This is a genomic window from endosymbiont of Riftia pachyptila (vent Ph05), from assembly GCF_000224455.1.
GTDB classification, from domain to species: domain Bacteria; phylum Pseudomonadota; class Gammaproteobacteria; order Chromatiales; family Chromatiaceae; genus Endoriftia; species Endoriftia persephonae.
Map to the genome: position 1 here is coordinate 1 of NZ_AFOC01000161.1, position 4541 is coordinate 4541.

6 protein-coding genes are annotated in these 4541 nt (G+C 42.1%); all 6 read right to left on the reverse strand.

All coding sequences use genetic code 11. The annotated features are described in order from the left end of the window. The coding region (locus tag RIFP1SYM_RS17195) for a class I SAM-dependent methyltransferase (RefSeq protein ID WP_240992152.1) at positions 1-835 on the reverse strand (835 nt) is incomplete at its 3' end. Positions 836-842: 7 nt separating this feature from the next. Next, positions 843-1322 carry a CatB-related O-acetyltransferase gene (locus tag RIFP1SYM_RS17200; RefSeq protein ID WP_270104664.1) on the reverse strand — a complete coding sequence of 160 codons (480 nt, stop codon included), beginning with the start codon at positions 1320-1322 and terminating at the stop codon, positions 843-845. Positions 1323-1425: 103 nt separating this feature from the next. Continuing rightward, complete coding sequence (locus tag RIFP1SYM_RS18895) at positions 1426-1941, reverse strand: Wzt carbohydrate-binding domain-containing protein (RefSeq protein WP_338063193.1); 516 nt, start codon at positions 1939-1941, stop codon at positions 1426-1428. Further along, on the reverse strand, positions 1910-2755 hold the full coding sequence (locus RIFP1SYM_RS18900; RefSeq protein WP_338063194.1) for an ABC transporter ATP-binding protein: 846 nt from the start codon (positions 2753-2755) through the stop codon (positions 1910-1912). The genes RIFP1SYM_RS18895 and RIFP1SYM_RS18900 overlap by 32 nt, the downstream gene beginning before the upstream one ends. Then, positions 2745-3575: an ABC transporter permease gene (locus RIFP1SYM_RS15860; RefSeq protein WP_005966738.1), complete on the reverse strand. Its 831-nt coding sequence runs from the start codon at positions 3573-3575 to the stop codon at positions 2745-2747. Before RIFP1SYM_RS15860 ends, RIFP1SYM_RS18900 begins: the two co-directional genes overlap by 11 nt. Then, positions 3572-4471 (reverse strand): dTDP-4-dehydrorhamnose reductase, encoded by a 900-nt coding sequence (rfbD, locus tag RIFP1SYM_RS17205; protein ID WP_005966739.1) that lies wholly within the window; start codon positions 4469-4471, stop codon positions 3572-3574. Before rfbD ends, RIFP1SYM_RS15860 begins: the two co-directional genes overlap by 4 nt. Positions 4472-4541: the final 70 nt, after the last annotated feature.

The window sequence follows — 4541 nt, forward strand, 5'->3', positions numbered from 1 at the left end:
TGGCCTGATTCAAATTGGAGATGCTGTTTTCACGTTCGGCCAACCCCTGATTGAGGACATTGATCTCCTCATCACGCTCAGTTACGGCCTGATTCAAATTGGCGATAGTCCCCTTATTTTTCGCCAAATCCTGATTTAAGGTGTTTATCTCATGTCGTTGTACGATGCGATCACCCAAAAAAGCAAACAACTTTTTTGCGTTTTCTGCATATTCCTTATTCGACCACTCAGCTATGATGGCTTTTACTTCATCAGATGGTGCAGACCCGACAAATAACACACCAAGCCCGAAAGAATGATCAAACTCAATACTTGGGTAGATTTGCTGCAGTTCTTCCCATAGTTTAAAGACACCAAAACCACGCTCCCTAACATTGATATCATGAAAAAGAATGACGCCATTTTTCGACATTTTTGGCAGCCACGTTTCAAAATCATGCTTAACTGCATCATATGTATGCAGCCCATCGATATGCAAAAGATCTATGGAGCCTTCACTGAAATAAGGTGCAGCATCATCAAACGTCATCCGCATCAGCGTTGAAAATCTTGAATAGTGCTTATTATGGTATTCACTAAGGTCCTGAAATACCTCTTCTCCATAATAAAATGAGTGTTCATCCCCTAACCATGTATCTACCGCATAGCATTTGGAACCTAATTTACTTTCCACCACTGTTTGACAAAAAGCGAGATAGGAATTACCCGTATGGGTGCCTAACTCAACAAATATTCTTGGATTTAGCCAGGTTATAAGAGTAGAACCAAACGGTATATGTCCTGACCATGCTGATGAACTCAATCGGGCAGGATTAATCAAGACAGGTTCATTCATGTGGTGATCAAAAATCATTTAACTGAATCTTCTGAATAAATGAATTAACGTCAGGCCCACAAAGCAAATGGGCATATTTCTTAATTCGGCTTAGTGGCCAGTTCCACCACTGAATATCACATAATTTCTTAATATGTTCGTCATTGAATCGCTGCCTAATTATTCCAGCTGGATTTCCAGCTACAATCTGGTAAGGCGGAACATCTTTTACCACCACGGAACAAGCACCAATAATTGCTCCATTACCAATGGTCACACCAGAGAGGATAGTTGCACCAAACCCAATCCACACATCATGACCAATTGTGGTCGGCCCCTTACTAGCAGGATGACCATCTTTTCCAGCCAATTCATCTCCCAATGCTATCCGTAAAGGGTAGGTTGTAACCCAAGCGGAATTATGTTCTCCGCCAGCAAAAATAGTCACGTTATCAGCAATTGAACAAAATGAGCCAATCTCAATCCGCTCATCTTCATCCCACAGCATTAAACGAGGCTCTCCATATGTAAATCTCCCCACAGTAACACGTCGATCTGATGCTACGAGTGTCGGTATATTACAAATACTCTCCATCTTACTTATTAATTCTCTAGATTTTTGACATCGAAACTGATTCAAAAGGTATCCCGACTAACCCATAACGGAGTTTTTTTGATTGAACATGGATAATTACTGCATCGTGCAGCCAGTGGTGTTGTGTGTGATTTTCTGGGGTGCCATCAGCAATAGAAACCGTCATAGAATAGTCACCATTAGGAAGTAATGGTAGGTTAAAAATGTATTTAGCTTCAAGAACATCTCCAGCATGGGCGGAACAAGGCGGCTGCACATAAGTGTATGTGTGCTCACCAAATAGGGACTGCCCAAGTTTATCCTTTACGAAAAACCCAACGATAGGACTCAACAACGTTTGATTAATGTTCACGCGTATTATCAGCAGCACCCTTTCACCACCGGCCGCCAATGTGACTGGTCTTTCGTCAACGGTCATAATCTCGACCCCAACGACCTCAGCCGCACCCGTTTTCCAACCATCAGAATTTGCTATATCTTCAAAAAAACTAATTCTAGTGTCATCTTCTTCTGGTTTGCTTACTTTTATCATCAAGCACTTTAGGTTTTTTTATAGAATTCAGCTTAACGCTCTCACCATAGACTTCCTGATTACAATACTGGGTATATTCCTTGCTTACTTTCTCTGCATCAGCAAACATTCTTATTTCCCCATCAGATAGCCAGATAGATTGTTGGCACATATTATTAATGGCATTCACATCGTGACTAACAAACAATACCGTTCCAAATTCCATAAATCGCCGTAAGAACCGCATACATTTCTGTGTAAAAATTGCATCCCCAACTGCCAGTGCTTCATCAATCACCAGAATATCCGCATCAACGTGCGCTATAACCGCAAACGCTAATCGCATAGTCATCCCACTTGAGTATGTCTTTATTGCTTGCTCAATAAAGTCGCCTATATCTGCAAAGGCAACTATTTTCTCATATCGTTTATCGACTTCTTCGGTTGAAAGCCCTAGCACCGACGCATACATGTAGATGTTGTCACGTCCAGAATATTCTGGATTAAAACCAGAGCCAAGTTCTAAAAGTGCTGCTACACGGCCATTTATTTCTACAGTACCATTGCTTGGTGTTAGAGTGCCGCAAATGAGCTGGAGCAGCGTGGACTTTCCTGAACCATTACGCCCAATGATGCCAACGGTTTCTCCTCTCTTAATTTCGAATGAAACATCTTTTAGTGCCCAAAACTCTTTAAAGTATTGTTCTTGTTTTATTCCAACTAATTTCTGCATCCTCGGTAAAGTAAATTGCTTAAGGCGATCATGAGGAGCATCATAGATTTGATAGCACTTACTTAGATTATTTGCACGAATCACGAAATCATTAGAGGACATCTGCAAATCCCTTTCGGGTTTTTTGAAACCACGCGTACCCAAGCCATAAAATGCTAATCGAAACTAGCGCATATATGGATAATCCATACCAATCGGGTTGATTACCCCAAATCAACACTTCTCTAGCTTGCTCAATAATAAACGTAAGCGGATTAGCCATGATGTAAGAATGGTATTTTACCGGCATAGCGCTTAGTGGGAAAAATACGGGCGAAAGAAACAAAAGTATGGTTGTAATTATTCCAGTCGTCTGCCCTATATCACGAACATAAACGCCTAATGAGGCCAACGCCATGGAAATTCCTAACATCAAAATGATCAACGGCAGCAATACAATGGGAATCAGCAGCACAGTCCAAGACAAAGAACCATTCAAAAAAAATAAAGCAAGCAATAAAACAGCAAGGCTTACAAAACTGTGAAATATGGCTGAGCCAAGACTAATAAGAGGTAACATCTCCAAAGGAAAAACAACTTTTTTTACATAATTAATATTACCGAGGATGAGTCCAGGAGCTCGATTTAATACTTCTGCAAGAAGTCCATGTGCAATCAGACCAGCGAACAATATAACTGCAAAGCTAGTATTACTTTCTTCATTGCCTATTCCCCACTTTGTTTTAAAGACAACGGAAAAAACAAAAGTATAAACAACCAACATGAGAACTGGATTGATAAATGACCAAAGCAATCCTGCATAGGAGCCTTTGTAACGGCCCACTACTTCTCGTTTAGTCATCTGTATGATGAGTTCACGATGCAGAAAAATGCTTTTGGTCAAGAAAATCAATGAGGTGGGATGATTTTCATGAGGATTCATTGTGCTTCAAGTACCTCTTCCGTACACAACGCCATGGCATGATGCCACTCCGGCATAGTCACTCCAAAGCGTGTTGCCAGTGAACTTGAGTCCATCTGTGAATTTTTGGGTCTCGGCGCAGGGAGTGGGTAATCTTCGGTAGCAATCGGCAAAACACTTCTTGTTTTGATTCTTCCTGCAATGTCGAATTGACTGGCTCTCGCAATGATAGCTCTGGAAAAACCATGCCATGTTGTTTTTCCACTAGCGCAGAGATGGTATGTGCCAGATACGCCCACACCAGTCTGTCGTTCTTTTTGTACAGCAAGCAGTATGTGAGCTGTTGCATCTGCAATATTACGCGCCCAGGTTGGAGCGCCATACTGATCTGCAACAATGCGTAATTCTTTACGCTCTTGAGCTAATCGTAATATGGTTTTAAGAAAGTTATTACCGCGCGCTGCATAAACCCATGTAGTGCGTAGAATTAAGTGGTCACACCTTGATTGAATAACAGCTTTTTCACCGGCAAGCTTACTGCGCCCATAGGCATTTATGGGATTAGGAATATCTTCTTCTGTATAGGGTTCTAGCTTCGTCCCATCGAAGACATAATCGGTGGAATAATGAATAAGAAGGGCGTTTAGCTTTAGAGCTTCCTCGGCGATAACACCCACTGAAGTACCATTGATGGTTGTCGCCAGCTCCTCTTCTTCTTCCGCCTTGTCCACAGCAGTGTAGGCAGCTGCATTGACGATCACATCCGGCCTTATCTCTTGCACGATGCGAGGAATAGTTTCCGGCCTTGATAGATCACACTGAGTCCGATTTAACGCTACCACTTCTCCCAGCGGCATCAAGCTTCTTGCGAGTTCCCAACCAACCTGACCGTTGACGCCTGTAAGCATGATTCTCATGCAAACACCTCGGCCTGACGGAGCAAGAGACCTTCTTTATCTTTCGACGACAGCTGCAGATCAGCATTTA

What these genes read in the sequence shown, in the direction of transcription:
- RIFP1SYM_RS18895 (WP_338063193.1), bottom strand. Translation starts at nt 1,941, where the DNA reads ATGATAAAAGTAAGCAAACCAGAAGAAGATGACACTAGAATTAGTTTT.
- RIFP1SYM_RS15860 (WP_005966738.1), bottom strand. Translation starts at nt 3,575, where the DNA reads ATGAATCCTCATGAAAATCATCCCACCTCATTGATTTTCTTGACCAAA.
- rfbD (WP_005966739.1), bottom strand. Translation starts at nt 4,471, where the DNA reads ATGAGAATCATGCTTACAGGCGTCAACGGTCAGGTTGGTTGGGAACTC.
- RIFP1SYM_RS18900 (WP_338063194.1), bottom strand. Translation starts at nt 2,755, where the DNA reads ATGTCCTCTAATGATTTCGTGATTCGTGCAAATAATCTAAGTAAGTGC.
- RIFP1SYM_RS17200 (WP_270104664.1), bottom strand. Translation starts at nt 1,322, where the DNA reads ATGCTGTGGGATGAAGATGAGCGGATTGAGATTGGCTCATTTTGTTCA.